Here is a 25,877-nt window from a genome sequence, read left to right on the forward strand (position 1 = left end):
GATGAACCAGGATTATATAGTACCAGATAATTGGTCAATCATAGAAGAAGGATTTGATGCAGAACGAGTAAAATCCTCCGAAAGTCTTTTTAGTATCGGGAACGGTGCTATGGGGCAACGGGCAAATTTTGAAGAGAATTATTCCGCTGAAACATTTCAGGGAAGTTATATCGCCGGGATCTATTATCCGGACAAAACAAAAGTGGGATGGTGGAAAAACGGATATCCGGAATATTTTGCCAAAGTATTAAACGCACCCAACTGGATTGGTATTGCCATTGAAATTAATGGTGAGGCATTTGACCTGAATACCTGTAAAGAAGTCAGGGATTTCAAACGGGAACTGAATATGAAAGAAGGATGGTACCACCGTTCTTTTACTGCAGTCCTGAAAAATGGCGTTGAAATTTTGGTGGACATTCGTCGATTCCTGAGTTTAAACGAAGATGAGCTTGGGGTTATTCAGTATGAGATCACCCCAATAAACCAGGAGGCTACCATTGTGTACCATCCTTATATCGATGCTGGAGTAAAAAACGAAGATGCCAACTGGGAAGAGAAATTCTGGGAAGCTCTGGAAGTGGAACATTCCGGGAATGAGGCTTTTGTAGTAGCAAGAACCTACAAGACCCATTTCAATGTGGCGACTTTTATGCACAATAGTATTTTTTCCAATGGTAAAAACCTCGGGCTTGCTCCGGAAAATACTGTTGCCGGAACCGATAAGGTAACCTTTACCTATAGCGTTCAGGTAGCCAAAGGCGAAAAATCAGCGATCCAGAAATTTGGCGGTTATACCGTTTCGCTCAATCATGAGAATGAGGAACTGATCTCGGCAGCCCGTAACGTTATTGCCACAGCAGTAGCCAAAGGATATGAAACATTATTACAGGAGCAGGTAGCAGCATGGGCGAAAATCTGGGAAATGTCAGATATCACCATTGATGGCGATGTAAAAGCACAACAGGGCATCCGATTTAATATCTTCCAGCTGAATCAGACTTATCTTGGTAAGGATTCCCGATTGAATATCGGGCCTAAAGGATTCACCGGAGAAAAATATGGTGGATCAACCTATTGGGATACCGAAGCATATTGTATTCCTTTTTACATGGCGACCAAAGACCAGCAAGTAGCCCGGAACCTATTGACCTACCGCTACAATCAGTTGGATAAAGCCATTGAAAATGCAACCAAATTAGGATTCAAAGATGGCGCAGCCCTCTATCCTATGGTAACGATGAACGGAGAAGAATGCCATAACGAATGGGAGATTACCTTTGAAGAAATCCACCGTAATGGAGCGATTGCTTTTGCCATCTTTAACTATTACCGATTCACCGGGGATTACAGTTATATCCCGGAAAAAGGATTAGAAGTTTTAGTAGCTATCGCACGTTTTTGGCAACAAAGAGCGACCTATTCTACCGATAAAAACCAGTACGTGATCCTGGGCGTAACAGGCCCTAATGAATATGAAAATAATGTCAATAATAATTTTTATACGAATTATTTAGCAAAATGGTGTATCGATTATACGGTTGAGCAATTGAAGAAAGTGGCATTGGAATATCCTTCCGATCACAAACGTATTACCGAGAAAGCGAACATCACAGAAGCAGAACTGCAATTGTGGCGAAAAGTTGCCGACAACATGTACCTTCCCTATTCTGAAGCACATGATGTGTACCTGCAACAAGATGGTTTCCTGGATAAAGACCTGGTAAAAGTGGCAGACCTCGATAAGTCACAACGCCCGATCAACCAAAAATGGTCCTGGGACAGGATATTGCGCTCGCCTTACATCAAACAGGCGGACGTATTGCAGGGATTCTATTTCTTCGAAGATCATTTTTCGAAAGCAGAACTGGAAAAACACTTCGACTTCTATGAGCCATTTACCGTTCATGAATCGTCACTGTCACCCTGTGTACACTCCATACAGGCTTCCGCTTTAGGAAGAATGGAACAGGCGTATACTTTTTATCTCAGGACTTCCCGATTAGATCTTGACGATTATAACAAAGAAGTAGAAGAAGGATGCCACATCACCAGTATGGCCGGAACCTGGATGAGTATTGTAGAAGGGTTTGGCGGAATGCGTGTAAAAAATGATGCGCTGCATTTTGAACCGAGAATACCAGAACAATGGGAAGGCTATAGTTTCAAAATCAATTTCAGGAACCAGATTCTTCAGGTTTTTGTCGCTGCAAATGAAACCCGATTCACTTTGGAAGGTACGCAGGAACTCACCGTTTTTGTAAACGGAGAGGCAATTACCGTAACACCGAATGCAGAGGTTACCGTTTAAAATAACCCATTACTACAAAAGAGTAAGGTTGGGAGTTGCCTCCCGATCTTACTTTTTAAATATTACCCGCAATGTACTATAGTGTACTTGTGAAATTTTAATAGTTGAAAAGATGAAGTTTCTTTCTAAAATTTATGTACTGTTTTTGTGTGTTACCTTTTCGGTAGCAGCGCAAATCGATAAAGTAGAACCACCTTTCTGGTGGAGCAATATGCACAATCCCGAATTACAGATTATGTTTTACGGAAAAAATATTGCCCGTTATGAAGCCTCCGTTTCCAATAATATTACCATTAAAAATGTAGTAAAGACCGAAAATCCAAACTATATTTTTATTACCATTGATACCAAAGATATTCCCGCTTCTGATTTTGTTTTCACCTTCAAAGACAAAAATAAAGTGGCTTTTAAGCAGCCTTATACCCTCAAAAATAGAAATGCCAATTCGGCACAACGAAAGAGCTATGATGCTTCCGACATGATGTACCTGATCATGCCCGACCGTTTTGCGAATGGCAATCCGGACAATGACAGCAGCAAATGGACCTTAGAAAAAGGAAACCGAAACCTTCCTAACGGGCGTCACGGTGGGGATATCGAAGGGATTATCAACCACCTGGATTACCTGCAGGAGCTGGGAGTAACCGCACTTTGGAATACACCGCTTTCCGAAGACAATGATCCACAGGGGTCTTATCACGGCTATGCACAGTCGGATGTGTACAAAATAGATCCGCGTTACGGGACGAATGAGGATTATCTTCGTTTATCCGCAGCAGCGAAAAACAAAGGCATTAAACTGGTAATGGACTATGTGACCAATCACTGGGGAGCAGAACACTGGATGATCAAAGATTTGCCAAGCTACGACTGGATCCACCAGTTTCCAGGATATGGGCAAACCAATTACCGTATGACCACACAATTTGATACCAATGCAGCAGCAATCGATGCAAAGTATTGTATGGATGGCTGGTTTGTAAAATCCATGCCCGATCTGAATCAATCCAATCCGTTAGTGCTGAATTACCTGACGCAAAATGCCATCTGGTGGATTGAGTACGCCGATTTAGGAGGTTTTAGGGTAGATACCTATTCGTATAATGACAAAACAGCCATTGCGAAATGGACCAAAGCCATTACTGACGAATATCCGAATTTCAATATTGCCGGCGAAGTATGGATGCATGATCAGGCACAGATGGCCTATTGGCAAAAAGACAGTAAAATCGGAGCCATACAAAACTACAATTCCCACCTGCCTACTGTAATGGATTTTACCTTACATGATGCTTTGGGAGTGGCTTTCAATGAAAATGATGCCCAATGGGATAAAGGCATGATCCGGATTTATGAGAACTTTACCAATGATTTTCTGTATCCAAACATCAACAGTATCCTGACTTTTATCGAAAACCATGATACTGCCCGTTTCAATCATAGCTATAAGAATGATTTGTCAAAATATAAAATGGCCATTGGGCTTATTGCCACCGTTCGTGGAATTCCACAATTGTATTACGGATCTGAAATAGGCATGGCAGGTGACAAAGACAAAGGTGATGCAGACATCCGTCAGGATTTTCCGGGGGGATGGAAAGGGGATACCAACAATGCCTTTACCAAAGCCGGAAGGACAGCAGCGCAAAACAAATACTTCGATTTTACGGCCAAAGTATTCCAATGGCGTAAAACCAGCAAAGCCGTTCAGTACGGAAAAACCACCAATTACATTCCGGAAAACAATGTTTTTGTGTATTTTAGGACAATTGAAGGAGAAACCGTAATGGTGCTCATCAATAACAATGCAACACAACAAACTGTTGCTACAGATCGTTTTAAAGAGAACATCGGAAGTTTTACCAAAGGTGAAGATGTAATCTCAAAGCAGGCAATAGGCCTGCAAAAAGAAATCAAAATGGAACCAAAATCAATACTGATTCTGGAATTGCAATAAGCCATTATACCGGGTACTCAAAATTGCCCGGTTTTACCTGCCAATCAGCATGATCTAAATCGTAAAAGAAATGATAAAACAATTAATTGTAGTATTCCTCCTGCTAACCAGTAGTGCGTACACCCAAAATGAAACACGCAGCTATCTGGGGCATACAGTAGATGGAAATCATCTGGAAGTGCAAACTTCGGATGGGAGCTATAGGATCCAATTTTACACTTCGCAAATAATAGAAACGACGTTTATTCCCGCTGGAGAAAGCTACAATGCCAAATCACATGCCGTAGTGCTGGCTCCGGGAAAAGCTATTCCGGTGCTTTCCGAAGATAAAAATGCGTTGGAATACGGAACGGAAGGAATAAAAATGCGGATTCAATTTTCCCCATTTCAAATCTCCTATAGCTATAAGGATAAAATAGTGCTTTCCGAAAAGGAAGGTTATGTCAAGAAAGACAGTACCGAAGCCATTCGTTTTTCTATTGAGGAAACGGAAGCATTATATGGCGGTGGCGAACGTGTACTGGGCATGAACCGTAGGGGAAACCGCTTGCAATTGTACAATCGCGCCCATTATGGTTATGGTGATCGTTCGGAGCTGATGAATTTTTCCATCCCGATGGTATTGTCCTCCAAATTGTATGCGGTACATTTTGATAATGCACCCATCGGTTATTTGGATTTGGATAGCAAAAAAGAAAATACCCTGGAATATGAAACCATTAGTGGACGTAAAACTTATCAGGTGATTGTTGGAGATTCCTGGGAAGAACTGGTAGGGAATTATACGCTGTTAACGGGAAGGCAACCATTACCACCGCGTTGGGCGTTTGGAAATTTCTCCAGCAGGTTTGGCTACCATTCCCAAAAGGAAACCACGGCTGTCATCGATAAATTCCGGGCTGAAAAAATTCCGGTGGATGCTATTGTTTTGGATCTATATTGGTTTGGAAAGACCGTGCAGGGGACAATGGGCAACCTCGAATTCTTAAAGGACTCTTTCCCGAATCCGAAGAAAATGATCACCGATCTAAAGCAGAAAAATGTAAAAACGATATTGGTGACCGAACCTTTTATATTAACGACTTCCAAGCGTTGGAATGAAGTTGTGGAAAAAGGGATAGTAGCCTCCGATTCCCTTGGAAAACCGTACACGTATGATTTTTATTTTGGGAATACAGGCTTGGTTGATATTTTTAAGACGGAGAGCCGCAAATGGTTCTGGGATATTTATAAAGAGCTAAATACGATTGGCGTGAGTGGCTGGTGGGGTGATCTTGGAGAGCCCGAAGTACATCCGTCCTATGTTACCCATGCCACAGGAACTGCCGATGAGGTCCATAATATTTATGGGCACAATTGGGCGCAGGTCGTTTATGAGGGGTATCGTAAAGATTTTCCGGAACAGCGCCCTTTTATACTGATGCGTTCCGGATATTCCGGATCACAACGGTTTGGGATGATTCCGTGGTCGGGAGATGTGGGCAGAAGCTGGGGAGGCTTACAGGCACAACCGGAAATCGCCATGCAGATGGGAATGCAGGGATTAGGATATATGCATTCTGATTTAGGAGGATTTGCCGGCGATAACCTCGACAATGAATTGTATGTGCGATGGTTGCAATATGGTGTTTTCCAACCTATTTTCCGGCCCCATGCGCAGGAATCCGTGCCACCCGAACCCGTTTTCAGGGAACCTAAAACAAAAGCACTGGCTAAGAAAGCAATTGAACTTCGTTATCAGTTATTGCCCTATAATTATTCGGCAGCATTTGAAAACAACCAAAAAGGGACACCGCTGATGCGTCCGGTATTCTTTGAAGATAATAGCGATACCGCACTTGCCATTTCCGATGAATACCTCTGGGGAGCAAACCTGTTGGCCGCCCCGATTACCAAACCCGGAATTACAGTGCGGGAAGTATATTTCCCAAAGGGAAGCAACTGGATCGATTTTTTTTCAGGGAAAAAACACTATGGCGGACAACGCCAATGGGTGACCGTAGCACCCGATCATATTCCGGTTTTTGTACGGAGTGGCTCTTTTGTTCCGATGATTAAAACCATACAGTCTACAGAAGAGTATACGTTGAAAAGTTTTAACCTTCATTTTTATTTCGACGAAAATAAAAATCAGAGTACCTACGATCTGTATAATGACGATGGCGTAACCCCGAATGCCTTTGAGAAAGGAAAATATGAAACCCTACGTTTTACAGGAACCTACAGCAAAGAGGATACAACACTAACTGTAAGAGCAGCAACTCATAACGGAAATCAGTATTTGCCGGAGGAAAAAAGAATCAACCTGATCGTGCACCAACTGAAAGCAAAACCGAAAAAAATTACGATTGACGATAAAAAAGTAAAGAAATTCACCTGGAATCCTAAAACCCAGGTACTGGAAGTGGTGCTGAAAGCATCACAGGGCGCACCCACCCAGGTAACCATTCAATTAGCAGAATAATGAAAAAATACAACATTACCTTACTCCTTTTAGTACTCATGCTGTCCATTGCCGCTTTTGCGCAGCAGGGCGGGAAAAAGAAGCTCTCAAAATCGGAAACTCCTTTTGTGTGGGAGGGAGCGAATCTTTATTTCCTGTTGACCGACCGTTTTAATAACGGCGATACTACAAATGATGTTACCCTGAACCGTACGGAACCTACGGGAGTCCTTCGTGGATTTGAAGGAGGTGACATCCGGGGGATCATCCAGAAAATTGACGAAGGCTATTTCCGCGAACTGGGAATTAATGCTATTTGGTTTACTCCCGTAGTAGAGCAAATTCACGGAGCTACAGATGAAGGTACAGGAAACTCCTATGGATTCCACGGCTATTGGGCCCGGGACTGGACTAAATTAGACCCTAATTTCGGAACTGAAAAAGACCTGGCAGAGTTAGTCGATAAAGCCCATAAAAATGGGATCCGAATTGTCCTGGATGGTGTGATAAACCACACCGGGCCTGTGACAAAAGAAGATACAGTGTGGCCTCAGGAGTGGGTGCGGACCTCACCGGAATGTACCTACAACAGTTACCTGAATACCATCAGTTGTACCTTAGTAAAAAACCTCCCGGACATTCGTACCGACAGTAATGCTGAGGTAGCTTTGCCACAGTTTTTGGTTGAAAAATGGAAAAAAGAAGGGCGCTACGACCAGGAAGTAAAAGAACTTGATGCCTTTTTTGCGCGTACCGGTTATCCAAGAGCCCCGCGTTATTATATTATCAAATGGCTTACAGATTATATTTCAGATTATGGAGTCGATGGCTATCGTGCAGATACGGTAAAACACACCGAGGAATATGTATGGAGTGATTTCAGCAAACAATGTGATTATGCATTTGCCTTATGGAAGAAAAATAATCCTGTCAAAGTGTTGGACGATAATCCATTTTTTACTGTTGGTGAAGTCTACAATTACAATATAAGCAGTGAAAAATTATACGATTTCGGAGATAAAAAAGTAGATTATTATGCAAATGGTTTCACGGCACTGATCAACTTCGAACTGAAATATGATGCAGTACAGGACTATGAAACCATTTTTGCCAAATATTCAAATATCCTGAACAAGGGCTTAAAAGGGAACACTGTCATGAACTATATGACCAGCCATGATGATGGTGCACCATTTGACAAATCAAGGACTAAAAATGAAGAAGCTGCGAATAAACTGCTGCTGACTCCCGGGATATCCCAGGTATATTATGGGGATGAAACCGCAAGATCATTGGAAATAAAAGATGCCGTTGGCGATGCTACTCTACGCTCGTTCATGAACTGGGATGATATCAAAAATAATCCTAAGACTGCTGCCACATTATTGCATTGGCAGAAACTGGGGCAATTTCGTGCCAACCATCCAGCGGTTGGAGCAGGTATACATGCGCTGATTTCCAAAGCGCCGTATGTATTTTCAAGAACCTATTCCAAAGCCCAATTCCAGGATGCGGTAGTGATCGGACTGGAGTTGGCAAAAGGCAAAAAGGAAATACCAACGGGTACAATTTTTAAAAATGGAACTGTAGTACGCGATGCCTATTCCGGAAAAACAGCCACAGTAAAAAACGGGAAAGTAACACTGGATACCGATTTCACCATACTATTATTAGAAGTAAAGAAAAAATAAACAATTGATAATGATAAAACACACACTTATTGCCGCGCTATTGATAGCAACACTAAGCAGTTGTAAAAAAGAAGCAACAACAGGGAAAGACGAAGAAAAAACAACCGCCTTTGTGCCGTACACCCATGATAAGGCAGAGAATGCCGTAATCTATGAAGCCAATATCCGACAATATTCTCCCGAAGGTACTTTTGAAGCTTTTACCAAAGATATTCCGAAGCTTAAAGAACTGGGGGTAAAAGTACTTTGGGTAATGCCCGTATATCCTATAGGCGAGAAAAATCGTAAGGAAGGATTGGGGAGTTATTATTCCATTCGTGATTACCGCGGGATCAATCCGGAATTTGGTACCAAAGAAGATTTTAAAAAACTGATTGCCACAGCACATGAGAATGGAATTTATGTCATCATGGACTGGGTAGCGAATCATACCGCCTGGGATCATCCTTGGATTACAGAACATCCGGATTATTATGTAAAAGATAAAAAAGGGAATCTGGTTTCTCCTTATGACTGGACCGATGTAGCAGAACTGGATTATGCCAATCCGGAAGTGCGAAAAGCAATGGTGTCCGAAATGAGTTATTGGGTAACCGATTTTAATATTGATGGATTCCGTTGTGATATGGCGCATGAAGTGCCTACCGATTTCTGGAATGACGCAGTGGGTAAAATTGCTCCTGGAAAGACGCTCTTTATGTTAGGCGAAACCGAAAATGCCGATTTACTTGAAAAAGCATTTGATGTCGTATATGGCTGGGAACTGCATCATATTACCAATGATATCGCACAGGGCAAAAAAAATGTAAAAGCCTATGACGATTACATCCGTAAAAATGACTCGCTGCTACAGCCGGATGATTTTAAAATGAACTTTACGTCCAACCACGATGAGAATACCTGGTCGGGAACCGAATATGAGAGAATGGGCGATGCCGTAGAACTTTTTGCAGCGTTAACTTATATGACTCCGGGAATGCCTTTGATTTATAACGGGCAGGAATACGATTCCAAAGTACGGTTGAAATTTTTCGAGAAAGACCAGATTACACATGATAAAGGGAAAATGTATCCCGTATATGAAAAATTGGGTAAACTGAAAAATGAGAATCCGGCTTTAAACGGTGGAAAAAAAGCAGCAGCCTATAAACGTATTGCCACTTCTTCCGATTTAAATGTCCTGGCTTTCAACAGAAGTAAAGACAACCAGGAAGTCCTGTTTATCGGAAACCTGACCAAAGCGGCACAATCCTTTACAGTGCCGGTAAGTGGCGTATACCTGGATTATATGAAAGGTACGAAAGTTACCCTATCCCAGGATCAGAAGTATACCTACCAGCCTTGGGAGTATAAAATATTAGTAAAACAATAATTCCAAAAGAAGTTATAAAAGGGGCTGTTTCACAAAGCGTGGGACAGCCACTTTTATTTTAGGATGAATACAACTTGCCAGATAACAGCGTAGTAGCTGTTGCCAACAAATACGATTTCGGTAGAATGTTGGATTTTTAATACCCGTAATACTACAGATCAAGGGATCTTGCAGCGGATAAAATAAAGAAAAACCTAATCAAACGTGTGCGGCGATGTTTTAGTATGGGCATAGATAAAAATTATGCAGATTTTAATTTTGAACCCAATCATTTCGTAATTTTGTATCCAATTTCGAATCCCCGATTATGAAGACTACCGATTACACGGAAAACCCTTTCAAGTTACAAATCTCCTTTCATAAAGTAATTGAAAGCCTGGAAGAAATAGCATTGACAGATGTGGATTACCGTGCCAATTATGCCAAAGCATTGCTGAAAGAGATTGAGCCGTTTCCGGAACTTCGGGACGGAATAGCATCTCTGGCACAGATTGAAGAACATAGCGTACTTATACAATACCTGCTGGCTGATTTATTCCCTACAGCATTGAGCAATAACGAAATAAAAGCGGTTAGTATACCGTTCCAGGATATTACATTTAATTATTCCGGGCGTTTTACCAGAATAATGGATCAGGCAGGCCCTGATTTTGATATCAGCATACGAAATTTCGATGAACACCAGTTTTATGTTTTCAGTTGTTGTATGATTCTGAATTCCTACTATGGGCAGCATTTCGACTTTGCAAAACCTTTATTTTATGATATCCCGGATGCCGATGGTATAATAAAACACTACAGGATTCTCTACAATGCCGATTTTATCGAAGTAATACCGACCGAAAAAGCAGTGCCTATCACTCCGGAAGATATATTACTGCTGGCTGATAGTTTTGACAACCTGGAACTCTGGAAAGAGAAGTTTCCGAATGAAAGCTGGATCTTAAAAGGATTTGGGATTATGACCCTTTTCGATGCTACCATAGAAAGTTCGATTTCCAACCTGAAAAGTACTTTACTGAGCCTGGAAGAAAAGAGCGAAATAAATCAGGAAAACCTTACGTCAATTTTCCGGTCGATTTATAGAATGTCCGATCTTGAAATCGGGTTTACAGCCTTTAATGCTGTAGAAGCAAAATTTGTAAGCATTCCTTTTGAAAAGGGAATCAAAAGCCATATCCTGGCCGATGACAACACCGATTGTGATAGTTTTTTGTGTGATTGTTCCTATGATACTTTGGTAAGCGAACAAAAATACTTTATCATTTCGGATGTACAGGCTTATGCAGATGAGCATCCGGAAGAAGCACGCTTTACAACACACCTGCTTTCCCAGAATATCAGGAGCTGTATTTTTGCGCCACTTGTGAAAAATGAGAGGATATTAGGCGTTATTGAATTAGTCTCCGCTCAGCCTCGGGAGTTAAATAGTATCAATGCCAATAAATTGGATTTTGTGCTGCCATTCCTGGTTGATACAATTGACAGGCATTATTCCGACTTGCAAAACCAGATCGATGCTATTATTCAAAAAGAATATACGGCCATCCATCCAAGTGTGTACTGGAAGTTCCGGGATGAAGCTTTGCTGCATGTGGCAGATCGTACCAACAGCCTTGCCTTTAAGGAAATTGTTTTTAAGGAAGTAATTCCTTTATACGGGCAAATTGATATTAAGGGGTCGTCTACTGCGCGAAATGAAGCGATCCAAAAAGACCTTACGACGCAATTGTCCCTTTTGCAAACGCTTTTTGGATACATTGGAAAAAACATGGATCTTCCAGTAGTGCAACAGAATGTTTTTGAACTGGGGCAATTAGAAAAACAATTGCAGCTCAACCTGAAAGCAGACACCGAATCGCAAATACAAAACTATATTGTGGATGAGATCCATCCGATATTGGAGCATTTTAAATCCAATGGTGGCAATGTAAATGCATTGATCTTACAGTATTTTGAAGCACTGGATCCAAAGATCAATATGATTTATGCAGCCCGGAAAGATTTTGACAAAACGCTGTCCGTCATTAATAAAAAAATGGCCTATATACTGGATCAGAAACAGGAAATGGCGCAAACATATTTTCCACATTATTACGAAAGATTTAAAACGGATGGTGTAGAGCACAATTTATACATAGGGGCTTCCATTGCGCCTCAGCAGCCTTACAATACCATTTACCTAAGCAATTTACGCTTATGGCAGCTTCAGGCCATGTGTGAGTTGGAAAACGAATATTTCAGGTTGCGCCCCAGCCTTCCGTATGATCTGGACGTGACTTCACTGATCTTAGTCTTCAGCAGCGCAATATCCATTCGTTTCAGGATGGATGAAAAACGTTTTGACGTGGATGGTACATATAATGCGCGTTACGAAGTAGTGAAAAAACGAATCGATAAAGCGAATGTCAAAGGAACCAATCAAAGGATTACAGAGAAAGGTAAGATTACGATTGTATATTCCCAGAATCATGAAGAAACGGAATACCGTCGCTATATCGAATTCCTGCAGCATAAAAATATTTTAGGAATGGATGTGGAGAAGCTGGAAGTTGAGGATCTTCAGGGAGTGACAGGACTTCGGGCGTTACGGATCAGCGTATTGTACCAGGAAGAAATAGAAAAACTATCCTATACCTATCAGGATCTTTTGGAAGAACTGAATTAAAAAACAATGCCCCGGATAAACTATCCGGGGCATTGTTTTTTATTGGTTTATGCTTAAAGGGAACGGAATGCCATTACAAAGGCTACTACAGAAGCAATGATACCGACCATAAATACCATATAGGTAATGCGCAGCAATTTGTATTTTCTGTTGAGCACCAAGCCCAGGAAGTACAAATCTTTAATCATCGAATTGTACAGGTATTCTTTGTCTTTCATCATAACATTTACCGCCCAGAGGTATTCTTCCAGTGGCATTTTATAAAAATTCCCAAAGAACAGCAAATTGACTTTTTGGTCTTCAATATCCTTACGGGTAAACGTTCCGCTGGTTACTTTGGGACGGGTGGACAGTATGGCAAAAATAATGGAAATTACGCTAAAAATCAGCATGATAAAAGTAGGGTAGACCAAGTGTGCATTCGTAGGGCTGTCGAGTTTTGGGATTAAAGTCGACAAGGCAATCGAAATAATAATAGCATTTACCGATAACAGGATGTTGGCCTTGCTGTCTGCAATATCGCTCAGTCGGGTATGATTGCTCAGGGTCACCCGAAACATGGTATCGATACCGCGTTCCGGAGCATCGAATTTCTCCAGCTTCTTCTGATTGAGGATGGTTTTCATCTTCTTATTCTTACCTTTTTTGGGTTTGGATATTTTCTCCTGCAATAAAGCAGTATTCTTATCCTTTCCGGGCTGCCAGTTCTTTTTGGCGAAATCAGTATAAAAACGGTGTTTTTGGGTCAGCATATCGCGATTGCCAAGGTTCCATTCGGAGTTGGAATACTCTTTGTCCTGGGTGAGTTTCCATTCTTCCCGCAGCAATTCAGAAATTTCAAGGTAATTTTTATCTGCAAAATGGGAACAGTCCGCATCGCGGATGATTTTTTCCAAAAGAGTCTCCGGTTGGACACACAGTTCCGTAACACGGATCAGGGCAGCAACTTTATCAATTCGTTCCTGGGGATAGTTATTTTGCTGTAGAAAATCAGTTGCAATGGCAATACTATTGGCTTCATGCTTTTCATAACCATCAATATAACCGGTGTCGTGAAGCCAGGCACATAAAAGTAGTATTTCCGCATCCTCAGGCCCAATCTTCTCGCCCTCAATAAGAACCTTACTGCTGTTTACAACCCGTAAAGTATGATTAAAATTATGATAAATATAAGAGGAAGATAATCTATCTTTGAATAACTGGAAAACAAAATCCTCGGCTTTTTGAACGATATCCATACAGTATGAAATTAAAACACTACCAAATTATGAAATTATTTTGGGTTTACAGGAGCAATAAACGAAATATAACAGCATTAAAGTATATGCTGATTGTGATTTTTTTGCAATCCTGTGCCACACAGCATTCTCAGTTCGGAAGCCGTGTGCCGGTACCCGTAAAAGATAATTTTGACAAAAAAAAATATCCCATACTTTCTATCTGATCGGTGATGCCGGAAATACAGAAGCTATAGCAGCAAAGGAAACTTTGGACCTGTTGAATGAGCGCTTGCAAAAAGCCGATTCCAACAGTACCTTACTCTTTTTAGGTGACAACATCTATCCGAAAGGAATGCCGAAAAAAGGCGATCCGGGACGGGCATCCGCAGAGCAAACGCTAACCAGGCAACTGGAAATTTCGAAAGGCTTCAAAGGCAAAACGATTGTTATTCCAGGGAATCATGATTGGTATAGCGGTATCGACGGACTAAAAGAAGAGGCGCAGTTTGTACGGGATTATCTCGGTAAAAAGTCATTTCTGCCGCGTAAAAGCTGTGGTATCGACCATATCAATATCAACGATGACGTCAGCCTGATTGTGATTGACAGCCAATGGTTTCTGGAAGATTGGGACGCACAGCCCTCCATCAACGATGACTGTGTGATCAAAACCCGGGAAGACTTTTTCGAAGAGTTGGAAAGCCAGATCAATAAAGACCAGAAGAAAGCGACGATTATTGCCATCCACCACCCCCTGATGAGTAATGGCCCTCATGGCGGTGAATTTTCGCTGCGAAAGCATATTTTTCCTTTTCAGTCTAATATTCCCCTTCCGGTAATTGGAACGGTCATCAATTTGTTTCGAAAAACCTCCGGAGTGAATCCACAGGATTTGCAGAATAAGAAATACAATACCTTGATCAAAAGGATCAAAACCCTGATCCAGGATAAGGAAAACGTGGTGGTGGTCTCCGGGCACGAACACAACCTGCAATACATCGATAAGGATAACGTAAAACAGGTTATCAGTGGGGCCGGATCAAAAGAAGCGCCGGCACGGGCCATTAATAAAAATGATTTCTCCTACGGGAATAATGGTTATGCCGTACTCGAAGTTAAAGATAATGGCGCATCAAAAGTATCCTTTTTTGCTACAGAAAAAGGCAAAGAAACGCTGCTTTTCGAACAGCAGCCAACATTTGCACGGCCGAAGCCAACGTTGAAAATTTTCAAAGATAAATTCCTGGCGGTAAAAGATACCGCTATTTATACTACCCAAATGACGACCAAGAGCGGTGCTTACCGTTTCCTTTGGGGGAATCACTATCGCAAATATTATAGTACACGCATTAAAGCCCGTTCGGTGGCACTGGATACGCTTTATGGCGGTTTGAAACCCACAATTGAAGGGGGAGGCCACCAGTCCAAATCATTGCGAATTGAAGATAAGAACGGACGCGAATATGTAATGCGGGCATTGCGTAAAAGTGCAACACGTTTCCTGCAATCAGTAGCTTTTAAAGACCAGGCAGTTGAAAAAGATTTCAGGAATACTTTTGCGGAAGATTTTATTTTAGATTTTTATACCACAGCACATCCTTATACGCCTTTTGTAGTGGGGAACCTTGCCGATAAAGTTGGGATCAACCATACAAATCCAAAGTTATTTTATGTGCCCAAGCAAAACAGGCTGGCACTTTTTAATGAAAACTTCGGGGATGAACTGTACATGATCGAAGAACGCCCGATGGACAAATTCAGCGACCTGGAGAGTTTTGGGAAACCGCCGAAAATTGTAAGTACAGAAGACGTACTGTCCAATGTGAAAAAGAGCAAAAAATACAGTGTTGATGAGCCAGCTTATATCCGGGCCAGAATGTTTGACATGCTGATTGGAGATTGGGACCGGCACGATGACCAATGGCGTTGGGGAGAATATAAAGAAAATGGAAAAGTAATATATCGCCCTATTCCAAGAGACCGCGACCAGGCCTTTACGAAATACGACGGAAAGCTGCTATCCATTTTGATGAACATCCCGGCCTTGCGCCACATGCGAAAATTTGACGATGATCTTGACAATGTACGCTGGTTCAACCGGGAGGCTTATACCCTCGATTTGGCACTGATTACACAATCAGATGAAAAGGTATGGCAGGAACAGGCGCAGTATATCGTAGACCACCTGAGTGATAAAGAAATAGATATCGCCTTTGAGAATGTACCGAAAGAAGTCAAAGGGGTAACAATTGATAAAATCAAGAGTGACCTTAAAATCCGTAAAACCCACTTAGCAGAATATGCCCGGAAATACTACGATGTACTTCAGGAAACGGTATTGGTAGTAGGAACGGAGAACAAAGATCAATTCCTGATTACCAGGGAGCCGGAAGGAGGGACACGAGTGCAATTATACAGTTCGGTGAATGGAGAGCAGCAATTGGTACAGGACCGCACTTATTTTAAGCCAAAAACCAAAGAAATCTGGTTGTATGGTTTGGATAAAGAAGATACCTATACCGTAAACGGAAAAGGGAAAAAAACAATATTGATTCGTCTTTTGGGAGGCCAGGATAATGATGTATATCATATCAATGCTGGAAAAAGGGTGAAAATATATGATTTCAAATCCAAGGAAAACACGTTCAATAACGACGGTCATGCCCGTAAAATACTGTCTGATGATTATACGGTGAATACTTATGATTATGAAAAACCAAAGTACGATGTAGTAGCGGGATATCCCTGGATTGGGTATAACCCTGATGATGGCGTAAAACTGGGTGCGGTGGCCAATTATACCGTAAATGGTTTCAATCGCTATCCGTATACACAAAGGCACAGCATAGGAGGAAATTACTATTTTGCGACTGGTGGTTATGAATTTACCTATAAAGGGATCTTTACCCATTTGATCGGGGACTGGAACCTGGTAGTGGATGCAAAGTATACCAGCCCGAATTTCAGCGTGAATTTCTTCGGATTTGGTAATGAAACCCCCAATCTTCAAAAAGAAATCAACAGGAATTACAACCGTGTAAAAATCCGTAAGCTTATTGCGGCTCCTTCCTTACAGTGGAAAGGAGAGCAGGGTGGTGCTGCCGTTATTCAGAGTTCATTTCAGAGAATCAGGGTGCTGGATACCGAGGGGCGCTTTATTTCAGAACCTGGTGTTGTGCCGGACGATGCATTTGGCTATAAGAATTTTGTGGACCTGAATGCCAAATACAGCTATGACAATTATGACAATACTTCCAATCCAACCTTGGGAATGAGCTTTTCGATGTTGGGTGGTTTTACGATGAATGTCAATGAAACCGACAGGCGATTTCCGTATGCAGAAACCGCATTAGGATTCAATTACAGGCTGACACCAAGCGGGAAATGGGTATTGGCAACGGTGATGAAAGGGAAAGCACTTTTTGACGATAAATATGAGTTTTACCAGGCTTCTACCTTAGGGGGCGATTATGACCTTAGGGGTTTCCGCAACCAGCGTTTCTCCGGGAAGCAGTCCTTCTACCAAAGTACTGACCTGCGCCTGAATCTGGGTAAACTCAGGACCGGAATAGCACCTACACAGTATGGAGTATTCGGAGGCTACGATTATGGAAGAGTATGGCTGGATAATAACGATTCCCGAAAATGGCATCAGTCATTCGGAGGCGGAATCTGGATTAATGGGGTGAACCTCGTCACCGGACAGCTTTCGGTATTTCACTCCACAGATGGGCTTCGAATTTCAGGCGGTATAGGTTTCGGTTTCTAATAGCCAGACTTAATAAAAATAAAAAAAGGTTGCTAAAAATCACAGTGGATTTTTAGCAACCTTTTTTTATATGCACTCTTATCCTGATCTAATTTCAGGTGCAACACTATTTATTCCAGTTCAAACTCATAAAGCTTCCCGCCGGTCTTTTTCTTTCTTTCGTCAGTAATAAAAAGGGTGGTATTGTCTTTAAAGCAAACGCCTTCTTTTTGGGAAATAAGCCCAAGTTCCAGCATTTTAGCAGTACCATCCAGGAAGTGATCCCCTTTATAATTGGTAAATAACCAAACACGGCTATTGCTTAATAGTACCATTTTACTGCCGTCCGGACTAATGGCTGCACTGGTGATCGCACAATGGTTGAAAATATTACAGGTTTTATACGAACCTACATATTCGGCCGCATGGTTTCCGGGAGTATTTGGGATTTTGTACACCAGTGTCGTACCATCAAAGCCTTTGCTCCTGTTCTTGGTAAAAAGGTAAAAGGTATTCTGGAAAATAAAAAAGGCTTCGCAATCATAAAAATAGTCGCTTTTCTTTGGAGGGAACGCCTTTTGTTCCGGATAGTAAAAGGTAATCGTTTCTGCAGGGACAGCGGCGGTTTTTTCTAAATCTTCGGCTTTGATTTTGTAAATGGCCAGGTCTTTACGCTTATTGTCATTATTACCAAAATCGCCCACATATAAGTTGCCGGCAGCATCCGATGTCAGTTCCTCCCAGTCTACATTAGTCACTCCGGTAAGCGATACCGTATGGCCTATTTTTCCTTTGCTGTTGATTCCGTATACCATCGGTGCATTACCGCTGTCTTCAAGGGTCCACAACAAATCAGAATGTGCCACTTTCTCAACAGCCGAAATTTCCTTTAGTTTTTTCGGGAGTTCAAAAAGTTCTTTCAAGCCGGTTTTTCGGGCACAGGAAAGCAGAATAAAGACAACAAGGAGCAAGGTAGGCAGTCGTAATGTTTTCATAGTAAAATTTTTAAGGTGGGCAATCCCTTCGGGCCGGGCTATTCGCTATATCGTACCTCCTGAAAAAGGAGGTAAGGATACCGCTGCTATCCCTATTGCAAAAGTAAGATATTTTAGAACCATCCTGGGAATACAGCAGTTGAAAGTTATGCAGCAGGTGTTTTTATCAGTAAAACCAGGAAAAAACCATTCGGAATAATTAAATTTACACCCTTATTTATAAATTCATCAGATCCTGAAAACTATTCTCACTATCGGACACCGTGGCGCCAAAGGGTATGAACCCGAAAACACGCTGCTTTCCTTTAAAAAAGCCCTTGACCTGGGCGCTACCGCAATTGAACTCGACGTACACCTGTGTGCGTCCGGAGAATTGGTAGTCATCCATGATTTTACGGTAGACCGGACTACTAATGGTACCGGAGGAGTGGATCAGTTGACACTTACCGAGATAAAGGCATTGTCGGTAGAAGGAAAAACGGTAGTGCCGACATTGGAAGAAGTACTGGATTTTGTAGACCGCCGTTGTTTGGTCAATATAGAATTAAAAGGAGAACATACCGCTAAGGCTGTTACAGAAGTGATGGCAGGATATGTAAATTCGAAAGGATGGAGCTATGATGATTTTTTAGTTTCCAGCTTTCAAAAGGAAGAACTCGATACGACCTTTAAGCTGAATCCTAAAATTCATTTAGGGGTACTCACCCAAGCCAGTGTTGGGCAGGCTTTGTATGCGGCGGACAAACTTGCGGCAAAAGCCATCCATCCGCATTACGGATTGTTGACAGCCGAAAACGTAAAGTCAGCACAGAAGAAAGGGTATAAAGTATTTACCTGGACCGTGAATGAGCCTGCCGTTATTGCACGGATCAAGTCCTATGGTGTCGATGGTATTATCTCCGATTATCCCGATAGAATATGATCCAGAATTTTGATATTATTATCGTAGGTGGAGGGGCAGCCGGTTTTTTTACCGCACTGAATATTGCAGAAAAAAAGCCAAAGCTAAAAATCGCCATACTCGAAAGAGGAAAAGAAGTACTGACGAAAGTACGAATCTCCGGTGGCGGAAGATGCAATGTTACCCATGCCTGTTTTGAACCCAATGAATTGGTGAAGTTTTACCCACGTGGTGAAAAAGAACTTCGGGGGCCATTCCATCAGTTTTGTAGTGGCGATACCATTGCATGGTTTGAAGAACACGGCGTAGCTTTAAAAATAGAAGAAGATGGGCGGATGTTTCCGGAATCCAATTCTTCCCAAACCATCATCGATTGTTTTACCCAATTAGCAGACAAACTCAATATAAAAGTCTATACCGGACAAAGTGTCCAGGCAATTTATAAAGCGGAGGAACACTGGAAAATTACCACGCAAAATGATAATTTTACTTGTGCAACCCTTGTAATGGCAACCGGCAGCAATCCTAAAATATGGGAACTGTTGCAGGAAATGGGGCATACCATCGTGCCACCCGTGCCTTCCTTGTTTACCTTCAATATCAAAGACAAACGGATTAAAGAATTACCCGGTGTTGCTGCAAAGGTAACGGTAGTAGTAAAAGGGACAAAACTCATTTCCACTGGTCCCTTACTCATTACCCATTGGGGAATGAGCGGCCCTGCAATATTAAAACTGTCCGCGTGGGGGGCAAGGATATTAGCTGAAAAAAATTACCAGTTTACGATTGTGGTCAACTGGCTGAATGACGTGGATGCGGAAGATGCAGAAAAAATACTAAAAGAGCTCAAACTCGAACATGCTAAAAAAGCGGTTAGTAAGAAATCGCCTTTTGATTTCCCAAACCGATTGTGGGAAAGTATGGTAATTGCTTCTGGCATTGAAGTAGAAACCAAATGGGCCGATTTGTCCAGGATACAATTGCAGCAACTCGTTAATGAACTCACAAATGCTCATTATCAGGTGAATGGTAAAAGTACCTTTAAAGAAGAATTTGTGACAGCAGGTGGGATTGACCTCAGGGAAATCAATTTTAAAACCATGCAAAGCAAAAGGCACGAGAACCTCTATTTTTCAGGAGAGATCGTTAATATCGATGCGATTACGGGTGGATTTAATTTCCAAAATGCATGGACGAGCGGTTTTATCGCCGCCCAATCAATCATCGGTCTACCGTAGTCCGTAGCACTGCTACGGACAAGGGACACATTATTATTTATGGATTCAGCCACCAGATGCTGGCGTTTAAAGCCGTTGCAAACGACACCCATAAAAGATATGGAATCAGCAAATAGCCTGCGATAGGGCGTATCTTATAGAAATAGGAGATGGTAAGCAATATAAATAATAACAGGAAGATAATATCCACCAAAGCCAGTAACGGATCATTTTTCCCAAAGAATAAAATCGACCACAGGGCATTCAGGAACAACTGAATACCGAAAACCCACAGTGCTTTTTTTACTGCTGAAGGATAGAGGTATTTTTGATGCCATACGAGCCCGGCTGCAATTCCCATCATAATATAAAGTACAGTCCAAACCGGTGCGAAAATCCAGTTGGGCGGATTAAAAGAAGGTTTGTTTAAAGTGGGGTACCAAGTGGAAATACTGGATTGTGTAGCAATACTGGAGAGCAATCCGATCGCGACACAAATCACTACGGTAATGCAGATTTTAGAGAATTGGGACTTCATAAGTGGTTGTTTTGTGTTTAAAATTACTCAAAAGAAAAGGAAATAAATCATAATGTTTTTGTAAAAATGTATCTTTGGCAAAATTTAAAACATGATTGCAGCTGCAGATTTTATTCCTTCTTCCTACCCTCAGACCTCCGAAAAAGGACACTTCGAATGGAGTGCGCCAAGTAATATTGCTTTAGTGAAATACTGGGGTAAAAAGGACAATCAGATTCCTGCAAACCCTTCTGTAAGCCTGACTTTGAATAATTGTAAAACGATTACTTCGCTTTCCTACACCAAAAAAGAAAATACAGGGAATGGGTTTTCATTCGACCTGTTGTTTGAGGGGCAGCCCAAAGAAGATTTCAAGCCTAAAATCCAGAAATTTTTCGAAAGGATAGTGGTATATCTTCCTTTTCTGAAAGAATATCATTTTTCGATTGCAACACAAAATACATTTCCCCACAGCTCGGGAATTGCTTCTTCTGCTTCCGGAATGGCTGCATTGGCTATGAACCTGATGGCATTGGAACGCGTATTGAATCCCGAAATGACCGACTCCTATTTTTTTCAAAAAGCCTCTTTCCTGGCCCGCCTGGGATCTGGAAGTGCCTGTAGGAGTATTCAGGGAAATGTTGTCGTATGGGGGCAGCATGCCGGGATCGCCGGAAGTTCCGATTTGTTTGGGGTGCCTTATCCGAATCCGCTTCACGAAGTATTTACCGATTTCCAGGATACTATATTGCTGGTTGACAAAGGCGAAAAACAGGTCTCCAGTACGGTAGGCCATGAGTTAATGCATGGCCATCCATACGCCGATAGACGTTTTGTACAGGCACACGAGAATTTAGCGGCCCTGATTCCTGTATTTGAATCGGGTAACCTGGAGGAGTTTATTAAAATTGTGGAAAGTGAGGCATTGACCCTGCACGGGATGATGATGACTTCCATGCCGTATTTTATACTGATGAAGCCCAATACACTGGAAATCATTAACAGGATCTGGAAATTTAGGAATGCTACCGGAACCCCGGTCTGCTTTACCTTAGATGCCGGTGCGAACGTGCATGTACTTTATCCACAAAAAGTTAAAGAAAGTGTAATGTTCTTTATAAAAAATGAATTAATTGACTTTTGTCAAAATAGTCAGTATCTTTGCGACGAAATTGGAAGCGGTGCTGTGGCCCTTACAGCAATGTAAATACAGCAACGATTCACTTGTATTCAGGATAAGAAAAGCGTACCTTTATAAGGGAATTGTGTACCAAAAGCAAGTATTTTCGCTATGATGCCCCAAACATTAAAATCAAACAAACAATTGTCCCGAATAATTTCCGGAGCAATTTATACCAACAACCTATGAAAGGACCATTATTTTACTCCAAAATTTTACTCTTCGGTGAACACGCCATTAATAAAGGTTCCCGGGGATTGTCCATTCCTTATAATTTCTATAATGGCGGACTGAAAGTAGATGATAATCTTTCAGCTGAAGCTCAAAAATCCAATGCCAGCCTTAGAAGTTTTGTTGACTATCTTGACGAGATGCAACAGGAAGACAATGGTTTGGTACAGTTTGATATCGATACCCTAAAATTGAATGTGGAAGCCGGAATGTATTTTGATTCCAGTATTCCCCAAGGCTATGGAGTAGGAAGCAGCGGCGCACTTGTAGCCGCAATCTACGATCAATATGCCCAAAATAAAATCACGGTATTAGAAAACCTTACCCGTGACAAATTATTGAAACTAAAACAGATCTTTTCCAAAATGGAATCGTTTTTCCACGGTACCAGTTCCGGTTTAGATCCGTTGAACAGTTACTTGAGCATTCCTATCCTGATCAATTCTCACGATAATATCGAAGCTACCGGAATACCAACCCAAAGCCTGGATGGTAAAGGTGCTGTGTTTTTGCTGGACTCCGGAATGGTAAAACAAACCGCTCCCATGGTGAGTATCTTTATGGAAAGCCTTAAAGACAAAGGATTCCGTGCGATGGTGAAAAATCAGTTCGTAAAATATACCGATGCCTGTATCGAGAACTTCCTGCATGGCGATGTAAAAGCATTATTTGCCAATACCAAAGAACTTTCCAAAGTCGTGTTGAGTAATTTCAAACCGATGATTCCGGAACAATTTCATGAACTTTGGCAAAAAGGGATTGAGAGCAATGATTATTACCTTAAACTTTGTGGTTCCGGCGGTGGTGGTTATATCTTAGGCTTTGCAGAAGATATCGATAAAGCAAGGCTATCCTTAAAAGACTACAAATTAGAAGTCGTATACCAGTTTTAAACCAGTCGGAATTTGTTTTAATTGAGAGAATAATCAACACCTGAAATCCATTTAAATGTTAAGCAGAAAGAACAAACTCTTAGTAATGAAAATTATCAGTTTGTTTTCTGTGGTGCGCGGCTACAACATCCCTGTGATTGTATTGGCGCAATACCTGGCGGCTATATTTATATTGGCAAAAGACCAGCGGGCATTGAATGTTATTCTGGATGGCAATCTTTTTATTATTGTATTCGCGACTTCCCTGACCATTGCTTCCGGTTACATCATCAATAGTTTTTATGATAGCCAGAAAGACCTGATCAACAGGCCTAAAAAAACAATGCTCGACCGCCTGGTCAGCCAGAAGACTAAGATCAGCGTTTATTTTGCACTGAATCTGATGGTAACGGTGATTGCTTTTTTTGTTTCTTTCCGGGCAGTACTGTTCTTTTCTGCTTATATTTTCCTGATTTGGTTCTATTCCCATAAAATAAAAAAGATTTCCATTGTAGGCAACCTGATGGCCGCGTTTCTGGCCGTGCTCCCATTTTTTGGAATCCTGTTGTATTATAAAAATCTCTATCCCGAAATTTTTGCCCATGCGGCTTTCCTGTATTTGCTGATCCTGATCCGCGAATTGGTGAAAGACCTCGAAAACCTGACTGGTGATTTTGTAAGTGATTACCGGACGATCCCTATTCTTTATGGGGAAAAAACAGCGAAGAAAGTCATTACGACCTTAACGCTTTTAACGGTTATACCCGTTTATTTTCTGATAGAAGTATACCATGTGGGCTACATGGATATTTATTTTTATGCCAGCCTGCTGATGCTGCTTTTTTTCCTTTTCCAGCTTCGGAAATCGAATACAAAAAGCGACTATATCCAATTGCACAACCTGCTTAAATTTATTATTGTAGCCGGAGTATTCAGTATTGTGCTTATCGATCCAATTGTCCTGATCCGGGGACGAAACATACTTTTGATGGTGTGTTACTAATTGAAAATCATTACAATATCCGTTTTTATACTGTTTTGGAAAAGGCTCAGCCCGCCAGTAATGGGCTAATCGTACGATAGTTGCCTAAAAATGCAATAATCTAACAATCAACCGATCCAAATACCTATCTTTGCATCAAATTATCAAAATTTATGAATAAGAAAGAAGGCAGCAGCAGAAACAGTTCTTCGGGACGGCCGGGAGGCGAGAGAAAAAGCAGTTCAAAATCGAAGCCTGCCCTGAACAAAAGATCGCAAAAACCTAAAAAAGCGACTGACAAGCCCAAAGCGGCGGCTGCAGCAGATGCAGAAAAAAAAGTTCCTAAACCGAATCAGGCACCTAAAAGGATTAAAAATCCGGATGAGATGCGTCTGAATAAATATATTTCCAATTCCGGGGTGTGTTCACGCCGTGATGCCGATATCTACATTCAGTCCGGAAACGTAAAGGTAAACGGTATACCAGTAACCGAAATGGGCTATCTGGTAAAACCGGGAGATGTGGTTAATTTTGACGGAGCAGTCCTGAATCCGGAACGTAAGGAGTACATACTGCTAAACAAACCGAAAAATTTTACTACCGCTATGGACGAAGCTAATGAATTCCGTAATGTTATGGAACTCGTTCGTGGAGCAACCAATTCAAAAATCCAGCCGGTAGGACGAATGGATAAGAATACAACCGGACTATTATTGTTTACCAATGATACCGATATGATTCGTAAATTCACTATGCCCAATCAGAAATCTTCTAAAATTTATCAGGTATCCCTGGATAAAAACCTGAAGTATGAAGACCTGGAGAAAATCTCTGGCGGTGTAGTATTGGATGGCCACCGATTGTTCGTGGAAGAAGTGAGTTATATTGATAACGAACCTAAAACCGAAATCGGCATCAAGTTACGTACTACAAATGTAAAAGTAGTTCGTGCGATTTTCGAAAATTTCAAATATGATGTATTGCGTATTGACCGTGTATCGTATGCAGGACTAACGAAGAAAAACCTTCCTCGTGGAAACTGGAGATTCCTGACAGATCAGGAAGTGATCAACCTGAAAAATATTTAATTCCAAACGGAATATTTAAGAAAATCCTGTTTCAGAGATGGAACAGGATTTTTTATTTTTGCATTAAATTCACCTTACAATGACACCCGAAAAAATAATATCCATAGCATACAAATGGTTTGATGCTTTCAATAAGCATGAATTGGAGCAGCTACTGTCGCTATATGATGATGAAGCGCGGCATTTCAGCCCAAAACTAAAGATCAGGAAACCGGAAACCGAAGGGTATGTAACCGGAAAAGCAGCTTTGCGCGAATGGTGGCAGGATGCTTTCGACCGTTTGCCAACCTTACACTACAAAGTAACGTCACTCACGGCCAACGGTCAACGGGTATTTATGGAATATGTACGAACGGTAGATGGCGAAGACGATATGCTGGTGGCGGAAGTACTGGATGTTGATAAAGAAAATAAAATTATCTTTTCCCGGGTATACCACGGGTAATAAATACAGGTTACAAGGTTGTAACAAAGCAAAAAAAAT

At 41.5% G+C, this 25,877-nt stretch carries 17 protein-coding genes; 14 read left to right on the top strand and 3 right to left on the bottom strand.

Annotated features, from left to right (window positions below):
- The first annotated feature begins 1 nt into the window (after position 1).
- The 6 genes from FK004_RS07370 (at position 2) to FK004_RS07395 (ending at position 12,442) form a co-directional block, all read left to right on the top strand.
- Entirely contained in the window at positions 2-2,311 is a 2,310-nt protein-coding gene (locus tag FK004_RS07370; protein ID WP_108736679.1) for a glycoside hydrolase family 65 protein, read from the top strand.
- A gap of 112 nt (positions 2,312-2,423) precedes the next feature.
- Positions 2,424-4,268, top strand: a complete 1,845-nt coding sequence (locus tag FK004_RS07375) for a glycoside hydrolase family 13 protein (RefSeq protein WP_108736680.1) — start codon at positions 2,424-2,426, stop codon at positions 4,266-4,268.
- A 70-nt stretch (positions 4,269-4,338) separates the two neighbouring features.
- The gene (locus FK004_RS07380; protein WP_108736681.1) at positions 4,339-6,732 is read left to right on the top strand and encodes a glycoside hydrolase family 31 protein; all 2,394 of its coding nucleotides are present in this window, start codon (positions 4,339-4,341) and stop codon (positions 6,730-6,732) included.
- Positions 6,732-8,402 carry an alpha-amylase family glycosyl hydrolase gene (locus FK004_RS07385; RefSeq protein WP_108736682.1) on the top strand — a complete coding sequence of 557 codons (1,671 nt, stop codon included), beginning with the start codon at positions 6,732-6,734 and terminating at the stop codon, positions 8,400-8,402. The genes FK004_RS07380 and FK004_RS07385 overlap by 1 nt, the downstream gene beginning before the upstream one ends.
- Before the next feature lie 10 nt (positions 8,403-8,412).
- Positions 8,413-9,774, top strand: a complete 1,362-nt coding sequence (locus FK004_RS07390; RefSeq protein ID WP_108736683.1) for an alpha-amylase family glycosyl hydrolase — start codon at positions 8,413-8,415, stop codon at positions 9,772-9,774.
- A 307-nt stretch (positions 9,775-10,081) separates the two neighbouring features.
- Positions 10,082-12,442: a GAF domain-containing protein gene (locus FK004_RS07395; RefSeq protein WP_108736684.1), complete on the top strand. Its 2,361-nt coding sequence runs from the start codon at positions 10,082-10,084 to the stop codon at positions 12,440-12,442.
- Positions 12,443-12,495: 53 nt separating this feature from the next.
- Here FK004_RS07395 and FK004_RS07400 read toward each other — a convergent pair whose 3' ends face one another.
- Positions 12,496-13,680 carry a Pycsar system effector family protein gene (locus FK004_RS07400; protein WP_108736685.1) on the bottom strand — a complete coding sequence of 395 codons (1,185 nt, stop codon included), beginning with the start codon at positions 13,678-13,680 and terminating at the stop codon, positions 12,496-12,498.
- A 250-nt stretch (positions 13,681-13,930) separates the two neighbouring features.
- On the opposite strand from FK004_RS07400, the gene FK004_RS07405 reads away from it, so the two are divergent.
- Positions 13,931-17,431 (top strand): metallophosphoesterase, encoded by a 3,501-nt coding sequence (locus FK004_RS07405; RefSeq protein ID WP_262497674.1) that lies wholly within the window; start codon positions 13,931-13,933, stop codon positions 17,429-17,431.
- A gap of 110 nt (positions 17,432-17,541) precedes the next feature.
- Here FK004_RS07405 and FK004_RS07410 read toward each other — a convergent pair whose 3' ends face one another.
- The gene (locus tag FK004_RS07410; RefSeq protein ID WP_108736686.1) at positions 17,542-18,405 is read right to left on the bottom strand and encodes a hypothetical protein; all 864 of its coding nucleotides are present in this window, start codon (positions 18,403-18,405) and stop codon (positions 17,542-17,544) included.
- Positions 18,406-18,658: 253 nt separating this feature from the next.
- Between FK004_RS07410 and FK004_RS07415 the strand changes: the two genes are divergently transcribed.
- Together FK004_RS07415 and FK004_RS07420 are read left to right on the top strand one after the other, a co-directional pair.
- Positions 18,659-19,327 carry a glycerophosphodiester phosphodiesterase gene (locus tag FK004_RS07415; RefSeq protein WP_420358895.1) on the top strand — a complete coding sequence of 223 codons (669 nt, stop codon included), beginning with the start codon at positions 18,659-18,661 and terminating at the stop codon, positions 19,325-19,327.
- The gene (locus FK004_RS07420; RefSeq protein WP_108736688.1) at positions 19,324-20,544 is read left to right on the top strand and encodes a BaiN/RdsA family NAD(P)/FAD-dependent oxidoreductase; all 1,221 of its coding nucleotides are present in this window, start codon (positions 19,324-19,326) and stop codon (positions 20,542-20,544) included. The genes FK004_RS07415 and FK004_RS07420 overlap by 4 nt, the downstream gene beginning before the upstream one ends.
- A 37-nt stretch (positions 20,545-20,581) precedes the next feature.
- Here the strand turns inward: FK004_RS07420 and FK004_RS07425 are convergent, their stop codons facing one another.
- Complete coding sequence (locus FK004_RS07425) at positions 20,582-21,061, bottom strand: TspO/MBR family protein (RefSeq protein ID WP_108736689.1); 480 nt, start codon at positions 21,059-21,061, stop codon at positions 20,582-20,584.
- Positions 21,062-21,152: 91 nt separating this feature from the next.
- On the opposite strand from FK004_RS07425, the gene FK004_RS07430 reads away from it, so the two are divergent.
- The 5 genes from FK004_RS07430 to FK004_RS07450 all read left to right on the top strand — a co-directional run bounded on the left by FK004_RS07430 (position 21,153) and on the right by FK004_RS07450 (position 25,838).
- Positions 21,153-22,247, top strand: coding sequence for a diphosphomevalonate decarboxylase (locus FK004_RS07430; RefSeq protein WP_108736690.1), 1,095 nt, complete (start codon positions 21,153-21,155; stop codon positions 22,245-22,247).
- A 158-nt stretch (positions 22,248-22,405) separates the two neighbouring features.
- A complete protein-coding gene (locus FK004_RS07435) occupies positions 22,406-23,344 on the top strand; it encodes a mevalonate kinase family protein (RefSeq protein WP_108738780.1) in 939 nt (312 codons plus the stop codon).
- Positions 23,345-23,399: 55 nt separating this feature from the next.
- Positions 23,400-24,326, top strand: coding sequence for a geranylgeranylglycerol-phosphate geranylgeranyltransferase (locus FK004_RS07440; protein ID WP_108736691.1), 927 nt, complete (start codon positions 23,400-23,402; stop codon positions 24,324-24,326).
- Positions 24,327-24,478: 152 nt separating this feature from the next.
- The gene (locus tag FK004_RS07445; RefSeq protein ID WP_108736692.1) at positions 24,479-25,393 is read left to right on the top strand and encodes a pseudouridine synthase; all 915 of its coding nucleotides are present in this window, start codon (positions 24,479-24,481) and stop codon (positions 25,391-25,393) included.
- Between the two features lie 79 nt (positions 25,394-25,472).
- Positions 25,473-25,838: a nuclear transport factor 2 family protein gene (locus FK004_RS07450; RefSeq protein ID WP_108736693.1), complete on the top strand. Its 366-nt coding sequence runs from the start codon at positions 25,473-25,475 to the stop codon at positions 25,836-25,838.
- Positions 25,839-25,877 lie beyond the last annotated feature (39 nt).

Origin of the sequence: Flavobacterium kingsejongi (assembly GCF_003076475.1) — a bacterium.
Lineage (GTDB): Bacteria > Bacteroidota > Bacteroidia > Flavobacteriales > Flavobacteriaceae > Flavobacterium > Flavobacterium kingsejongi.

What these genes read in the sequence shown, in the direction of transcription:
- FK004_RS07395 (WP_108736684.1), top strand. Translation starts at nt 10,082, where the DNA reads ATGAAGACTACCGATTACACGGAAAACCCTTTCAAGTTACAAATCTCC.
- FK004_RS07400 (WP_108736685.1), bottom strand. Translation starts at nt 13,680, where the DNA reads ATGGATATCGTTCAAAAAGCCGAGGATTTTGTTTTCCAGTTATTCAAA.
- FK004_RS07440 (WP_108736691.1), top strand. Translation starts at nt 23,400, where the DNA reads ATGTTAAGCAGAAAGAACAAACTCTTAGTAATGAAAATTATCAGTTTG.
- FK004_RS07445 (WP_108736692.1), top strand. Translation starts at nt 24,479, where the DNA reads ATGAATAAGAAAGAAGGCAGCAGCAGAAACAGTTCTTCGGGACGGCCG.
- FK004_RS07435 (WP_108738780.1), top strand. Translation starts at nt 22,406, where the DNA reads ATGAAAGGACCATTATTTTACTCCAAAATTTTACTCTTCGGTGAACAC.
- FK004_RS07425 (WP_108736689.1), bottom strand. Translation starts at nt 21,061, where the DNA reads ATGAAGTCCCAATTCTCTAAAATCTGCATTACCGTAGTGATTTGTGTC.
- FK004_RS07420 (WP_108736688.1), top strand. Translation starts at nt 19,324, where the DNA reads ATGATCCAGAATTTTGATATTATTATCGTAGGTGGAGGGGCAGCCGGT.
- FK004_RS07375 (WP_108736680.1), top strand. Translation starts at nt 2,424, where the DNA reads ATGAAGTTTCTTTCTAAAATTTATGTACTGTTTTTGTGTGTTACCTTT.
- FK004_RS07380 (WP_108736681.1), top strand. Translation starts at nt 4,339, where the DNA reads ATGATAAAACAATTAATTGTAGTATTCCTCCTGCTAACCAGTAGTGCG.
- FK004_RS07450 (WP_108736693.1), top strand. Translation starts at nt 25,473, where the DNA reads ATGACACCCGAAAAAATAATATCCATAGCATACAAATGGTTTGATGCT.
- FK004_RS07430 (WP_108736690.1), top strand. Translation starts at nt 21,153, where the DNA reads ATGATTGCAGCTGCAGATTTTATTCCTTCTTCCTACCCTCAGACCTCC.
- FK004_RS07385 (WP_108736682.1), top strand. Translation starts at nt 6,732, where the DNA reads ATGAAAAAATACAACATTACCTTACTCCTTTTAGTACTCATGCTGTCC.
- FK004_RS07410 (WP_108736686.1), bottom strand. Translation starts at nt 18,405, where the DNA reads ATGAAAACATTACGACTGCCTACCTTGCTCCTTGTTGTCTTTATTCTG.
- FK004_RS07390 (WP_108736683.1), top strand. Translation starts at nt 8,413, where the DNA reads ATGATAAAACACACACTTATTGCCGCGCTATTGATAGCAACACTAAGC.
- FK004_RS07370 (WP_108736679.1), top strand. Translation starts at nt 2, where the DNA reads ATGAACCAGGATTATATAGTACCAGATAATTGGTCAATCATAGAAGAA.